Source organism: Micromonospora sp. NBC_00858, assembly GCF_045207365.1.
Classification (GTDB): domain Bacteria; phylum Actinomycetota; class Actinomycetes; order Mycobacteriales; family Micromonosporaceae; genus Micromonospora.
The window spans coordinates 907,813-920,993 of the sequence record NZ_CP108828.1; the positions used below are offsets into that span (position 1 = coordinate 907,813).

The 13,181-nt window shown below is 67.2% G+C and carries 13 protein-coding genes and 3 pseudogenes; 10 read left to right on the forward strand and 6 right to left on the reverse strand.

All coding sequences use genetic code 11. The annotated features are described in order from the left end of the window. Positions 1-142 precede the first annotated feature (142 nt). From OG990_RS04190 to OG990_RS04205, 4 genes and pseudogenes are all read left to right on the forward strand, one after another. Positions 143-481 (forward strand): DUF4913 domain-containing protein, encoded by a 339-nt coding sequence (locus OG990_RS04190; RefSeq protein ID WP_406079043.1) that lies wholly within the window; start codon positions 143-145, stop codon positions 479-481. A 12-nt stretch (positions 482-493) separates the two neighbouring features. Then, complete coding sequence (locus tag OG990_RS04195) at positions 494-970, forward strand: hypothetical protein (protein WP_406079044.1); 477 nt, start codon at positions 494-496, stop codon at positions 968-970. A gap of 68 nt (positions 971-1,038) precedes the next feature. Beyond that, entirely contained in the window at positions 1,039-1,857 is an 819-nt protein-coding gene (locus OG990_RS04200) for a zf-HC2 domain-containing protein (protein WP_406079045.1), read from the forward strand. A gap of 224 nt (positions 1,858-2,081) precedes the next feature. Further along, positions 2,082-2,902: pseudogene (locus OG990_RS04205) on the forward strand (IS5 family transposase). On the opposite strand, the gene OG990_RS04210 reads toward OG990_RS04205, so the two are convergent. After that, positions 2,865-3,179, reverse strand: coding sequence for a hypothetical protein (locus OG990_RS04210; protein WP_406081991.1), 315 nt, complete (start codon positions 3,177-3,179; stop codon positions 2,865-2,867). The pseudogene OG990_RS04205 and the gene OG990_RS04210 sit on opposite strands and share 38 nt — an antisense overlap. Between OG990_RS04210 and OG990_RS04215 the strand changes: the two genes are divergently transcribed. The 3 genes from OG990_RS04215 (at position 3,156) to OG990_RS04225 (ending at position 5,810) form a co-directional block, all read left to right on the forward strand. Beyond that, positions 3,156-3,659 carry a sigma-70 family RNA polymerase sigma factor gene (locus tag OG990_RS04215; protein WP_406079046.1) on the forward strand — a complete coding sequence of 168 codons (504 nt, stop codon included), beginning with the start codon at positions 3,156-3,158 and terminating at the stop codon, positions 3,657-3,659. The genes OG990_RS04210 and OG990_RS04215 overlap by 24 nt on opposite strands. A gap of 178 nt (positions 3,660-3,837) precedes the next feature. Next, positions 3,838-5,307 carry a S8 family serine peptidase gene (locus tag OG990_RS04220; protein ID WP_406079047.1) on the forward strand — a complete coding sequence of 490 codons (1,470 nt, stop codon included), beginning with the start codon at positions 3,838-3,840 and terminating at the stop codon, positions 5,305-5,307. Positions 5,308-5,333: 26 nt separating this feature from the next. Continuing rightward, positions 5,334-5,810 carry a DUF6668 family protein gene (locus OG990_RS04225; protein WP_406079048.1) on the forward strand — a complete coding sequence of 159 codons (477 nt, stop codon included), beginning with the start codon at positions 5,334-5,336 and terminating at the stop codon, positions 5,808-5,810. Between the two features lie 229 nt (positions 5,811-6,039). Here the strand turns inward: OG990_RS04225 and OG990_RS04230 are convergent, their stop codons facing one another. The 4 genes and pseudogenes from OG990_RS04230 to OG990_RS04245 form a co-directional block, all read right to left on the reverse strand. After that, on the reverse strand, positions 6,040-7,701 hold the full coding sequence (locus OG990_RS04230; protein WP_406079049.1) for a ricin-type beta-trefoil lectin domain protein: 1,662 nt from the start codon (positions 7,699-7,701) through the stop codon (positions 6,040-6,042). A 430-nt stretch (positions 7,702-8,131) separates the two neighbouring features. Continuing rightward, positions 8,132-9,349 (reverse strand): family 16 glycosylhydrolase, encoded by a 1,218-nt coding sequence (locus OG990_RS04235; RefSeq protein ID WP_406079050.1) that lies wholly within the window; start codon positions 9,347-9,349, stop codon positions 8,132-8,134. 516 nt (positions 9,350-9,865) lie between these two features. After that, positions 9,866-10,127, reverse strand: a pseudogene (locus OG990_RS04240) (IS5/IS1182 family transposase); the annotation flags it as partial. A 481-nt stretch (positions 10,128-10,608) separates the two neighbouring features. Further along, on the reverse strand, positions 10,609-10,809 hold the full coding sequence (locus tag OG990_RS04245) for a hypothetical protein (protein ID WP_406079051.1): 201 nt from the start codon (positions 10,807-10,809) through the stop codon (positions 10,609-10,611). 10 nt (positions 10,810-10,819) lie between these two features. Between OG990_RS04245 and OG990_RS04250 the strand changes: the two genes are divergently transcribed. Continuing rightward, positions 10,820-11,068, forward strand: coding sequence for an AraC family transcriptional regulator N-terminal domain-containing protein (locus OG990_RS04250; protein ID WP_406079052.1), 249 nt, complete (start codon positions 10,820-10,822; stop codon positions 11,066-11,068). Between the two features lie 278 nt (positions 11,069-11,346). Here the strand turns inward: OG990_RS04250 and OG990_RS04255 are convergent, their stop codons facing one another. Further along, positions 11,347-11,565: an MBL fold metallo-hydrolase gene (locus OG990_RS04255; RefSeq protein WP_406079053.1), complete on the reverse strand. Its 219-nt coding sequence runs from the start codon at positions 11,563-11,565 to the stop codon at positions 11,347-11,349. A gap of 254 nt (positions 11,566-11,819) precedes the next feature. On the opposite strand from OG990_RS04255, the gene OG990_RS04260 reads away from it, so the two are divergent. Together OG990_RS04260 and OG990_RS04265 are read left to right on the forward strand one after the other, a co-directional pair. Next, positions 11,820-12,131 (forward strand): hypothetical protein, encoded by a 312-nt coding sequence (locus OG990_RS04260; RefSeq protein ID WP_406079054.1) that lies wholly within the window; start codon positions 11,820-11,822, stop codon positions 12,129-12,131. A 204-nt stretch (positions 12,132-12,335) separates the two neighbouring features. After that, positions 12,336-12,901 (forward strand): annotated as a pseudogene (locus OG990_RS04265) (transposase family protein); the annotation flags it as partial. Between the last annotated feature and the right edge of the window lie 280 nt (positions 12,902-13,181).

The window sequence follows — 13,181 nt, forward strand, 5'->3', positions numbered from 1 at the left end:
CGCATCGACAGACAGCGGGCCGGCGGCCGAGGGGACTGGCCCCGGGCCGTCCTCGCCACGCCCCGACGGCGAGCCGACAGCCAACGCAGAGGAGGCCGCACCCGCGCCGTCCTCTCCATTCATCCTGTTCATGGCGGGCCCGGTGTTGTCCGAGGAGCTCAGACGCCTCGCGATGTGGGTTGAAGGGCTGCTGCTGCCGGTGTTCGGGCGGGAGGTCACGACCACGGCCCCCTGGTGCCCACAATGGTGGGCGCACGCCGAGGCGGTGGCGCGGCTGCACGCGCTGTGGCTCGCCTGGCAGGATGCGAATGCACCGGGCAGGGACATGCAATCGATATCCTCCTGGATCCGTGACCATCTCGACGTCGGCATGACAACCTTGCGTGACCCGTCGGGCCCGTTCGCCGGCTGCAAACGCGGTAGTCACCGCGACAAGGAAATCCCGTACGTCGAACCCATCCCGTCCCCACCCCCTGCGTAGGAAGGAACCGGCATGACGATGACGGAGGAGGACGCCGAGGAGGTCGTTAGCTATGTCGCGAAGTTGTTGCCGCGGGACTTCGAGGACGTTCTCAACAAAATGATCGAGGGTGAGAACGCTGAGGCTGAACGCCGACAGCTCGAGGGCATCAAGCGGGAGGCGCAGCGCGCCGCCCAACAAAGTAAGCCCCTGTCGGCTGCAGCTGTCGCGTGGGCGTGGCTCGACGCGTACGACGGTTCTCCGGTGCTTACCGATCCCGACCGGGCACGAGAGGCATTCCGTCGGGCACTGAGCCAAGCAGTGCTGACTCTCCGCACCGCACGGGACGAACGTGAACAGGGCCCGATGCAGCGCGTCGCTGAAGCGGCGCAGAGCCAGAGCCAGAGCCAGAGCGTGGGTGGAACGCAGAAGCCGCCCTCGAAAGGTCCGAGCCGAAAGCCGGATAGGCCGGAACGAAGAGGCGCCGACCGAGGACGGGGAAGTCTTTAGGTGTGTCATGCCGGAGGGGTGTCCTCAGCCGAACGGTGGGACCCGAGACCGAGTAGCGAAAGCCCGGGATGAACAGCTCAAGGGATAGGCACGTCGTCGAGTTGCTGGGCGCCTACTATCTGGATGCCCTGTCGCTCGAGGAGAACCGCGACATCGAAAGTCATCTGGGCGGCTGCGAGTTGTGCCGGGCGGCCGTCCACGAGATCGTCGAAGCGGTCGCGGTGCTGGCCTTCGTCGACGACGAAGGACGTCGCACCCTCCTCGAGGACTTCGGTGCTCTTCACCGCAGCGGCCCGCCGACCGCCGCATTCGAGAAATTCGGTCCGGGGCCGGTCACCAGCGACTGGAACTACGACCTCGCGGTCGGATGGAGGAGCACTCAGGGGCTGGCGAAGCGTACGGCGCCGTCGAGCGGGAGTGGTGGCAGCGGGGTTGCCCGAGGACTGCCCTGGCGGCCGCCGAACCGGGTGAATCGGATGCGATCGCTCGCCTCGACCGGGTTCCTGCTCGTCGCCGCTGTTCTGGTCATGACGTTGTCCGGAGTAGCGCTTCTGCGCGGCGCCTGGGACACGCCCGCAGCCGGTGCCACGGCGACGGCCGCACGTGAAGCGCGCGGCATCGCGGTGTCGATATTCGCCACCGAAGACGCGGAAGGCCTCCTCATCCGGTCCGCCGTCAGCGGAATGCAACCCGGGGCGAGTTATCTGCTCTCCGCCGTATCAGCCGATGGCCGGAGTATGCCGGTAGTTCGGTGGACCGCGACCGGTACGGAACGGGAGTGGGCCGGTCGGATAGCACAACGTTTGTCCAATGTGGTTTCGGTCACTCTGATGCAGCCTGCCGCGCGGATCGAAATCACTGTGCCGCTTCACGACCATCCTTCGTGATTCACTGCACGTTTGTTTCACCTTCGCGTCAGTAATGGCGCATTCACGTCTCGATTCCGGTAGTCCAAGATGCCGGCCATGACCGGAATTAAGTCACTCTTCGCGGCCCAAGTCTGACCGCAGTCAGGGCGTTTAACCCCGCGATCTTGTCTGGTTCACTTTCATCCGCAATTGACGGACTTGCCGTCCGTCGAGACGGCCCTCGGACGCCCTACGCCTACTTCATGACCGCACGGCGAGCCTATCCGTCCGACCTGTCCGACGCCCGGTGGGCACTGATCGCACCGCGCCTGACCGCCTGGCGACAGGCCCGCACCGACGCCGGCGTCAGTGGCCGCGCTCCCACCCGCGACCTCCGCGACATCTTCAACGCCACCCTGTACGTCAGCCGCACCGGCACCGCCTGGCGGTATCTGCCCCACGACTTTCCGCCCTACCGCACCGTCTACGGCTACTTCGCCGCTTGCAGCAAGGAAGGCATCTTCACCGTACTGAACTACGACCTCACCGGCCTTCTCCGTGACCACCACGGCCGCACGATCGAACCCGACGGATCCATCATGGACAGCCAGAGCGTGAAGACCTCGACCAACGCCCCACTGTCCACGCAGGGCATCGACGCCGGGACGAAGGTCGTCGGCCGCAAACGCGGCATCATCACCGACACCCTCGGCCTGCTCCTCGCCGCCAGCACCAGCGACAACACCATCGGCATGGACCTGCTCGACCAAGCGACTCCCGTCTACCCCACCCTGACCAAGACCTGGGTCGACGCCGGAGTCAAGAACCGCGTCGTCGAACACGGCGCACAACGCGGCGTCGACGTCGAGATCGTCATCAAGGACCCGCGGGTCAAGGGCTTCAGCGTGGTCAAACGCCGATGGGTCGTCGAATGCACCCTCGGCTGGCTCATGCACCACCGGCGGCTCGTGCGCGACCACGAAGCCGACCGGACAACTCCGCCAGCATGATCACCATCGCGATGATCCACAACCTCGCCAAACGGCTCACCGCCGAAACCACCCCAACCTGGCGATACGACTAAACACGCATAACCGCCAAAATATGTGAATCAGGACGTCTTCTCGAAGTTGTGACCAATATTGATCGAACACGGTGAAGCCGGGGCCGGACGGATCGTCGTATCCGTTGTGAGAAGTTTCGAGCCTCTTGACGATGGTGCGAGCGCAGCGGCGAACCGCGCCACTGGAGCGTCGACGTTTGTCGATCGAACACCCGAGGGGACGGTTGGCGAGGCCGTTGAGGACAGGATCGACGACGAAGGACAGGAAGCTGGGATGGTGCACCTGCAGCAGGTGCACCGGCCTGTGCTGCTTGCCTATGTCGTGCGGCTGACCGGGGGAGATGTGCACTGGGCGGAAGATGTCGTGCAGGAAACAATGGTCCGGGCCTGGCGGAATCCCGATGCGCGGAATGCGGATGGGCGCTGGACCCGTGGATGGCTGTGCACCGTCGCCCGGCGCATTGTCATCGATAACGTTCGGGCTGCCCAGGCGCGTCCTCCCGAGACGTCGGACGAGCACACCGCGGAGATTCCGACCGAACGCGACGAGGTCGAACGGATGATTGACGGGCGCGAGATCCGCTCCGCGATCGCCGCACTGCCGGAGCGCCTTCGTACCGTTCTGGTGGAAGTCTATTACGAGGAACATTCCGTCGCGGAGGCGGCGGAGGTCCTGGACGTGCCCGAGGGGACAGTCAAGTCGCGAACCTTTCACGCCCTCCGCGCCCTGCACAACGCGTTGAGTATGCGCGGCTTCTTCGTGGATCGGCGTGACTGAGACACGGCGCGACAGACCTCGAGCGTACCGATGGTGCCGGGCCGGCCGGCAAGCTCTCGCCGCCTCGCCGGGTTTTTCGAATCGTCTGTCATTCAGCGTGTTGCCGCGCCGGCCGAGGATGACCAGAATAGGCGTAAATTCGATGAGACAACCGCTCGGCAAAGCTCTGCTCGGCGTTGTGGCGGTCGCGCTGGCGGCTGTCGCCGCGATGCCTGCCGCGGCGACCACGCGCGAACCGGAGGTCACGAAGTACTACGTGGTCCGCTCGTCCTATCAGGGCACGCCGGAGACGCTGCACGAGATCGCTGCTCGGTTTCTCGGCACCGAGACCCGCTTCATCGACATTTTGCGGCTCAACGCCGGCCGTAAGCAGCCGGACGGCGGTGTGCTGACCGACGCGCTCGGTCTGCGTCCGGGCTGGCTGCTCATCCTGCCGTGGGATGCTGTCGGTAGCGGTGTCGAGCGCGGTGAGCTGCCTACCGGTGCGCCGCCGCGGGCGCCGGATCGTTCGGAAGGGACGGGGCCACTGGGTTGTGTCGCGCCGGCGGCGTTGACCGGACCGGACTGGGCCACGACGCGGGTCGCGTCCGACCGCGCCTGGTCGCGTACGAAGGGTGCCGGCCAGGTCGTCGCGGTCGTGGACACGGGAATCGCCGCGCACGTGCCGCAGCTCGCCGGGCGAGTGCGGCCCGGTGTGGACGTCACCAACCGCCGAGCGGGCGCGAACACCGACTGCGTTGGCACCGGTACCACCATGGCGAGGCTGATCGCGGGCCGGTCGACGAGCGACACCGCTCCTAGCGGCGTCGCTCCGGATGCCTCCGTGTTGCCGATCCGGATCACCTCCGCCGGAGCCAAGGCGACGGCCGCCCACCAGATCGCCGCGCTCAGGGCGGCGACGGCGGCCGGCGCGACCGTCGTGGCGCTGGGCCAGGCTGTGGACCTTGCGCAGCCGGGCTTCAGAGAGGCCGTTGCTGAGGCCACCAAGAAGGACATCGTCATCGTCGGCGCCACGGTCGGCGAGAAGCGGCAGCCCGGTCTGCTCCGAGCGGGCGGGGTGGGCGTCGAAGGGAAAACTGTCGTCGACTACGCCAAGGATGCGGTCGACGTCGTCGCACCCGGCGTCATCGGCTCCGGACCCGAGGGCGGCGGTACCCACATCGCCGTCGCCCATGTCGCGGGAGCAGTTGCCCTGGTGCGCGCCGCCTATCCGGATTTGACGGCTGAACAGGTCTGTGACCGCATCATGGCCACGGCGGATCCGCTCAGCGATGGTCTGTCCCCGGACGAACGTTACGGCTGGGGGATGATCAACCCCGGTGCGGCCGTGGCGCAGGATCCGCCGGACAGCGGAGGTCCCACGAGGTCGGCGGGATCGAGCGACGCGGAACTCTCCGGCCAACGTACTTTGCTCCTCTTCGGGGTCCTGCTCGTCATGCTGCTCGTCACGGGTCTGCTGGCCCGGTGCCTACGCCACATCTGGACGTCGGACCACGACCCGTTCAACGACCCAGAGCTCACGCAGATTCAGCGCATCCCGCTCGCGGTCGGTGGCGACGGCGGGGAAGGCCCCCACTGGACCGACGACGGGACCGGGCCGTTGCCCGCCGGGCCACCACCCGAGTACGCGGACTCCGCGCAGACGTGAGTCGATTCAAGAGTGAGGTGACTGACATGGAAAGCGGGTCCACCACCACCGCAACGCTGACCACCCGTAAATCGGCCCTATCGCGTACCGGCCTGAGCTGGGTTGCGGCCCACGGTGGTGCCGGTACCAGCACGCTGGCGGCGGCTCTGGGCGGTGACGACCTCGGGTGCCGGTGGCCGGACGAATCGCGCGCCGAGCCCGGCCGGATCCTGCTCGTCGCCCGTACCCACAGCGGCGGACTCCAGTCGGCCGCGCGGGCGATGGGTGCTCTGCGCGAGGGCCGGCATCCGCCGGGGATGGAACTTCTGGGCCTGGTTCTGGTGGCGGATGCGCCGGGATCACTGCCGCGCCCGCTGGCGCGGCGAGTCCGGGTCCTGCGGTCGGTCGCGCCGGTCTGGCGCGTGCCATGGATCGAGCCATGGCGTATCGGCGCGGAGGCCCGCCAGGTGCCGAAGGCTTTGCTGCGCCTGGCCGCATTCGTCGAGTCCGGCGGCAAGGTCTGATCGTTCGCGGAATGGGCGTCCGTTGCACCCCGGGCTTCAGCGCGAGGTGATGGGCCCGGTGCCCGGCGAGAAAGCCGGGGCACCGGGCCCATTTGGCCTTTCCTTCAGAGGCCCGGTCGCTCAAACGTCCGATTCAGCCTGCCGGATCAGCTCGTCGTGCGGTACGGACGACTCCCCCACGATGGCTCTATCATGGGGGAGTCGTCCGTACCGTGGCGGGAGCTTGGTGTCAACGACTCCACTTCTGGTTGTCGGTGCCGGCGCAGTCCCAGAGCTGAAGCTTGGCGCCGTTGTCGGTGCCCTTGTCGATGACGTCGACGCACCTGTCCGCGCGGACGTTCACCAGGTCGTGCGAACCGTTGAGCGTGAATCGCTGGGCGGCGCTGCCGGAGCAGGTACTCAGGATGACTTTCGTCTCGTTCTTGGTCGCCCCGCCTTTCGCGGTCATGCACCGCTCGAAGGCGCGAATAGTGCCGTCGGAGTAGAAGGTCCAGGCCTGGTTGGGCCCGCCGTTGCAGCTCCAGATCTGCAGCTGCGGATTGCTGCCGTACGCGCCGTCGGTGACGTCGAGGCAGCGGCCGCTGGAATGCACGACGATTTCGTGCGGCCCGCTTACCGGCTTGGCGGCCGGGGGCTTGGTGGGCGTGGGTTTCGCGGGGGCGGGCTTAACGGGGGCGGGCTTAACGGGGGCGGGCTTGCCCGCGGACGTGGTGCGATCCGGCGAGGACGTGACGATAGGGCCGGATGCCGGGCGGCGCCCCGGGCCCGCCGCCAGTAGCCCTGGGTTCGTCGGTGAGATGCTGACCGGAGGCCGGGGGGCCACCGGCCCGTGGAATTGCTCGACGGGGGCGGGCCCGGTGGGCGGGTTCTCGCTCAGTCGAGGATCGGCCTGATAGACGGCGGCGTAGGTGTAGACCTGAACGAGAAACTGGGGCAGCACGGCGGAATCGGGCACCTTCCGCGCGCGTTTGACCGCGTCCGGGCCTCGGCGAAACGCCGCCAGCGCGAGGTCGTACGAATCGACCCCGGGTTCTTTGAGCTGTGCGACCAAGGTGCACATCACCGCACCGAGTGCTTCGATCGCCGGCCGCGGTGTCCACGGGGACGACCCCGGGGCAGCCGGGACATATTGTTTCCAGATCGAGGGCAGGAACTGAGCGACACCCTGGCCGCCGTCCGGGCCGTGCAGGTTGGGATCGAACGCCGACGCTGCCATCAGCTGACCGGCGACTCGAGCGGGGGTCACTGCCTCGCACCGTCGACCGGCGGCCAGGACGGCCGCGACGTATTCCTCCGGCACGGGGACGGCTTTGGTGGCGGCGTCGCGCACCTCGGACGACATCCGGGGGACGGGAGCCAGTTCTGGCTGACGGGCGTACCATTCGGCGTAGGCCGAGACGCGCTTGACGTATGGCCGAGCCCGCTCCGGAATGCCCCGGACGGCACGAACGCTGTCCAGCCCGGACTCGTGCGCGGAGAGTGCCAGTTTCCAGCCGTCGCCGCTGATACCGGCCGCTCGCACCTGTCCGGACAGGTCGCACATGTAACGAGCCAGCGCGACGACACCAGCGGTCGCATCGGTCCGGCTGGAGGACGCCGCCGGGCGCCAAGCGCGCCAGGCATCGTCGGACAGCCCGGCCACGTCCCAGGGTGCGTCCGTCTTTCCGCCATTGAGGTCGAACCCGGACGCCTCCATCACCTGAGCGGCGAGCCTGGCCGGGGTCAGGACCGGGCAGGAAAGCGCCGCCGCCGGAATCGCCTGCACCAGACTGCGCGGCACCGGCACCGCGTGCCGCACGTCCCTCGGGGACGCTTGATCCGTCATGACCGACAACGAGATCACGGCGGTGGTCGCCAGGGCCACGACAACCACCAGCACCGCCGCGACCACAGCGCGGGGTCTGCGCCTGCCACCCAACATGTAAAGACGCCTCCTGAAATGCCAGATCGCACCAACGGGTGCGGAGATTTCCGGGACTGCTCGCCGGCAGCCGTTCGCACGAATGAGCGGACTTTCCTTGTTCCCGTTCCCCCGCAATCAGGTCTTTCAGAAGTCCCGACATCGCCACTGACGAGACGAATGAGTGTTCGTTCAACTTCACGCGATCAAATCGGGTCTCGCCAAAGCGGCCGTGTCTGTATGACCGGGGTCATGGAGGGCGAGTCGTCCGGTTGAATGTTCGCTATCTGCCCAACGCGACGGTGCTGGATCAGTGGTTGGCATTCGATTCCCATGTCCGAACGGTGCTCCGGTTCCCTCGCTATAGGTAGCGAGAGAACCGGAGCTTAGTTCACGGATTGTGCTGCGCACGATTTTCGAATCAGCCGCGGCGCCATTTCTGGTTGGCGCCGCCGATGCGCCGCCAGATCTGAGGTAACGCCCCGTCTGCGTTGACCCGGTCGCGGACGTCGGCGCACTTGCCAGACCGCAGGTTGGCCAGGTCGCCGGCCTCGTTGAGGAGGAACTGCTGGGTCATGCTGCCGTTGCACGTGGCGAGCTTGACGTCGGTTCCGTTGGTGGTGGATCCGTCCACAAGGTCCATGCATTTCCCGAGCGCCTGGATCGTGCCGTCGCCGGGCATGTTCCACGCCTGGGCGGCCGTGCCGTTGCACTTCCAGATCTGTGGTTGAACTCCGTCGGCGGCGATGGCTCCCGGTACGTCGATGCAGCGATCGCCGTACCCGAGGATGCGGTCGCCGACGGCCGTGCCGCCCTCGTGGCCGGACCAGACCCGGACGTAGTCGACCAGCAGGCGCTGCGGGAACTGCGTACTGTTGTCGGGATGTCCGGGCCAATGGCCGCCGACCGCCAGATTGAGGATCATGAAGAAGGGGTGGTTGAAGACCCATGGTGCGCCGCCGAGATCTTCCGGTGTCTTCTCGGCGTACGTGACCCCGTCGACGTACCAGCTGATGGATTTTGGCGCCCAGTCCACGCCGAAGGTGTGGAATTCGTCGGTGAAGGCGCGGTCACCGGGAAGCACATAGCGGGAGCTGATGGCGCCGCCGCCGGAGTAGCCGGGCCCGTGGAGCGTGCCGTGAACGTCGCGCGGCTCGCGGCCGATGTTCTCCATGATGTCGATTTCACCGCGGTCCGGCCACGACATGCCGCCGAGCATCCAGAACGCCGGCCACAGGCCCTGCCCGCGGGGCAGTTTCATACGCGCTTCGAATCGGCCATATTTCTGGGTGAACAGGCCTGCGGTGAGGAGTCGTGCGGAGGTGTATTCGCAGCGCCCGTAGTGGCATCGCAGATTGCCGGAGTTCTCCCGGCGGGCGGTGATCACGAGATTCCCGTCGCCGTCCATCGCGGCGTTGCGGTTGCTGTCGGTGTAGTACTGTCGCTCGTTGTTGCCCCAACCACTACCGCCGATGTCATGCCGCCATTTGCTGCGGTCAGGGCCGCTGCCGGCGGGTTCGTTGAACTCATCGCTCCAGGTGAGGGTCAGAGTCTGCGGCTCGGCGCGGGCCGTAGTGGGCGTGGGTCCGACCACCGCCAGAGCGGTGACCGCGCTCAAACCGAGCAGCGCGATGGCCACTGCAACTCGCTGCTTGCCTTTGTGAAGCATCGACGGAGACTTCCCCTCACGCTAGAACTCCCGGTGGGTACTCGGAACCCAAATGTGCAACGGGCAGGATCGGCATCCGGTTCACGGTTGTCGGAACAGTCCTGCGAGCTCGTGTATCGGACTATCCGAATTACACCGGATGCACTTGGGCTGTCGGCTCACAGTTCGTGCCGGGCCACCACGGACGTCAGCAGTGACTCCAGGCCAGGGTCATTGCGTTATAGCGCTACTGCTGGTCACCGTGTCGTGTGGTCGTGTGGTCGTCGATTGGCACGGGCGATGTTGGTTTCGCGTTTGATGCTGTGCCAGCCGATTGCGGTGTTACGCAGGGTGGCCATGGCGGAGGGGCCGGTACCGGTCCGGGCCTGATGTTGGTCTTCACGGAACGTGACATCTCTGACGTTATGTACCTGAGGGATGTCTCGTAACCCTGGCGTCTGTCTCGTGAGGATGGTCGGGCAGGATGCCCGGGGTGCAGGTGATCACCGCGGCCCGGTCTGAGTGGATCTTGCCGTCCAGGATGGCGTACGCCAGTTGGCGGATGCGCACCATCGCGGTGGCCAGGTCATCGGCGGCTGTGCTGAGCAGGATTATCGCCTCCTGAACGTAGCGCCGGCGGTAGCGACCCGATCTCGAAACCGGCCGCGAGGCGGGTGGAGGTGTCGCCGTTGCGCAGATGGGCCAGCTGCCGGCGCGCGGCGGTCGCCGCGGCTGGTCTGCGCGGTCGCCGTGAATGCACCCGCTCGCCGACGCACTGGGCGCAGATGACGGCGTGTATGACGTTCACCGCGCCGACGGCTCGTGCCTGGACACCGACGGAGGCCTGTGGGTGGCTGACGCCATCGGTTGACGTGTGATCCGGGTCATCGAGGGCGGGCAGATCACCGACGAGATCCGGCCAGGCGCTAACGCCTACGCCTGCGCCCTCGGAGGCGAGACCGGACGGACCCTGTTCATTTGCACGGCCCCCGACTTCGACGAGCACGCCCGGCGCGCCGCCCGCGAGGGCACAATCGTCGCCGCCGCAGGGCGGACGCCTGATCTGGTTCACGCACGCTGTGTTCAATGCAGCCGAGAGCGCCGAGAAGCTGGCGTAATCCGCGGCCGGCATGCGCCGCGCAGGGGTCGAACTAGCGGCCCTGCCGTCGGCTGACAACATCGTCCGGACCTGTCTGGACGTTCCACCGGTCGGGCTGAAGAAGGTCACCATCCTCGCCGACGGACCCGGCTCAGTCCTTGTGCTCGGGGCTGGCATTCAGGACGCGGGCGAGCCAGTCGGCCTGGGTACGCCGTGCCGCGGCCGAGACGCGGATGTGCGGGAACAGCGCCGAGATGCCGTGGAAGCCGCCGGTCCACAGGTGCAGCTCCGCCTGGCCACTGGCGGCCCAGAGTCGGGTCGCGTACGCGACGTCCTCGTCGCACCCGCCCACGATCGCGGAGATGCTGCTGCAGGCCGCGCCGGGCGACCTGCCGCCCCTGGCCGGCACGACGCGGTCGGGGATGGTGGTCAGCGACGCTCCCGACGAATCCGGCGATGTGGTGATCCGATTGCTGCGGCTGCTGGACCGGCCCCGGGACGTCAGGGTGCTCGCGCCCCTGATCAAACGTCGCCAGTTCGGCGCGCCTCCCAGCCAGGACGCCGCCCGCCTGCACGGCATCACCCGGGCCGAGGTGCCGGCGGTCGTCTGACCGCCGGCGTTCGCGCGGCCTCCACAGCTTCCCAGGCTCCGAAGCTGGTGCGGCGTCAGGGAAGGCCCGCCACCAGGGGGGCGACTTCGGGCGGGGTGCCGGCGTCGACGGGCCGATCTGCATCAGCGTCACGTCGAAAAGACCATGCCGCTCGCCGACGTCGGCGAGCCGTCGAAGGAACCGGAATCGCCGGTGTAGAAGACCAGCCGATGCTGCCGACGATCACCCACGAACTCCACAGGGTTTCGTTGCGGCCAATGAACGCGCGACCTGAGTGGCTAGACTCGGTGGCGGCGAGGGTGAGCCACGAGTATCGCCTCCTGAGTGTGGTTGAGTGCCCGGATCGTCGGCATGTCGAGGTAGCCGTAGTGGTCGTGCGAGATGACGATCGCGTCCAGCCGGGGCAGGTCGGCCAGCGCCACCGGCATCGGCAGCAGCCGCTTCGGACCGACGCCCGGGACCTGCGATCCCGGGTCGCTCCACAGTGGGTCGAGCACTATGCGGCGACGTTCGATCTCGACCAGAACCGTGGAGTGGCAGCGAAGGCGTCGGTCGGGTCGCCCGGCGCACGCGTGCTACGTATCAGTCAGATGAACGAGCCACTTGCTCAAGAGTGGCGGTCCCTTGCCCGTTCCTGCCGCATTTCACCGCAGCTGTGTCTTTGCCTCCAGAAGATTGCACAATCAACTGCACGTGGCGCGAACCCGTCTGCGTATGGATGTAGTGGAGGTTATCTATGACCAGGGCGTCAATGAGGATCGGGTCGGCGCTGATTGCGTCCGTCCTCGCCGTCACCGGGCTCAGTTTGGCAGCCTCGCCCGCCTCGGCTCAGCCGTCGGGCCTCACCTTCTACAGCGGAGCCTTCACCACCGAAGTCGCAAACTTCCCGGCAGCCCCCATCGCCTGTGCGGCGCTGCCTCTGACGGCGGACGGCCACATCGGTCGGAGCGGCTTCCGCGACGTCATCTTCTACCGCACCACAGACTGCACCGGTCAAGCGACCGGCGTGGGGACGCTCCGCACCTACGAAGCCGGGAGCTGGCTCAGCTTCCGCGCCTTCTGACTCACGACGACGGGGCAGGTGGTCGTCCGCGCCCGCCTGCCCTCGACGCGTTTGTCGTCCGACGGAATGACCCCGGGCGCTCAACCATGAGCCCTTTTCATCGTGATGTGCCTGGTCACGGTGGGCGCAGAAGATTGTTGGTGTCGACATAGGACGGGGCACCCGGTGAGACAGCAGTCCGATGCCCCAACCGGGAGCCTCGCTGTGCTGTCGTACCCGTCCGCGATCGCGCTGTCCAGCCGCGCCCTGAACCACCTGGCCGACCTCCTCCGCGCCGAACGCGCGCGGCGCCGAGGTCGGTGGTGGCGCCTCGACGCCGGCCGGCAGGCCCTGCTCGCCTTGGCCCAGCTCCGCAACGGTGACACCATCACCCGTCTGGCCTGCGGCTGCGCGGTCAGCGTCACCACGGCCTGGCGGTACGCCCGGGAAGCCATCGACCTACTCGCCGTACACGCCGAGAACCTGAACGTGGCCATACGGCGCGTAGGCCGGCTCGCCTACGCGATTCTCGACGGCACCCTGATCCCCATCGACCGAGTCGCCGACCAGAGGCCGTACTACTCCGGTAAACACCAGCGCCACGGGGTGAACGTGCAGGTCATCGCGGACTGCAAGGGTCGCCTGATCTGGGCCTCGCCCGCACCCACGGCCTGACCAACGCGCTGAGCAGCGCGAACGTCATGACCTTCGCCGACAAGGCATACCAAGGCGCCGGCGGCACCCTTCGCACGCCGTTCAAACGCTGTCCGCACCGGCCCCGACTGTCCCGACGGTCCCGACGGCCGGGCACGGTGGCACCCGCCGGTGGAGACGACAGGGCAGAGATCAGCGATGATGGTGACGCGGGCATGGCTCACTTCGGATAGATCAACAAGGCCTCGAGAACCTCGATGATCTTCTGAAACGGTCATGCCCGTCCTGCTGCCACCAGCAAGGGCGCGTCTTCACCAATCACCCCAAGCCGGACACGCTCACGACTTTGCCGAGGCCCTGACAATGCCGTCCATCCTCAGCGCCTACCGCCAGTCAACGTGGGAATAGCGCAAGGTT